A 531-nucleotide genomic window follows, 5' to 3' on the forward strand; every position below is an offset into this window, starting at 1 on the left:
CCCCTTTCAAATATCTACAAGTAATCCTATTAAAGGGACTCAAGTCCACAGAGGAAGAGGCTCTGCCTCTAAGCTCCAAAACCGTTCGTTGAAACGAAACGGCAAAAGAGAGCCTGCGGCAGAGGGCTTATTGTATAAAACGTGTTTTTTAATCTCAAAAGACACCCCGGATAAAATAAATGTCAACCCACTTTTCAGCCGTCAAAAAGGGGCTTTTTCCTATGATCTGGCACCTTATTGCCATGAAGAGGGACTTTATCGCTCTGACCCGGAACATTGTTGCTCTGAAGTCGGACTTCATATAGCACGAAGTCAACCTTCAGAACGATGAAGCGTTACTTAAAGACTATTTTCTGCGCACCTCACGGCAACAAGCCCCTAAAATTTCCTTGGGATATTTGGAACGCAGTCCGCCTTCGTCTGCAAATATTCGATTCTCCGGGAGTTAAGGTTTATCACTTTGCTGTTGTTTCCGGTTTTCAGCAATCAAATTGTATGCTTTTCGATATGGGCTCGGCACCTCATTTTCTC

Annotated in this window: 2 protein-coding genes; both read left to right on the forward strand. The window is 44.1% G+C overall.

Going from position 1 to position 531, the window contains the following annotated elements; genetic code table 11:
* On the forward strand, window positions 1–331 hold a 331-nt coding region (locus DW083_RS23270), incomplete at its 5' end, for a hypothetical protein (RefSeq protein ID WP_233552332.1).
* Window positions 328–531, forward strand: a 204-nt coding sequence (locus DW083_RS23275) for a hypothetical protein (RefSeq protein WP_233552333.1), incomplete at its 3' end; no start/stop codon positions are given. The genes DW083_RS23270 and DW083_RS23275, both read left to right, overlap by 4 nt.

This window comes from Parabacteroides sp. AF48-14 (assembly GCF_003477465.1).
In the GTDB taxonomy this organism is placed as follows: domain Bacteria; phylum Bacteroidota; class Bacteroidia; order Bacteroidales; family Tannerellaceae; genus Parabacteroides; species Parabacteroides acidifaciens.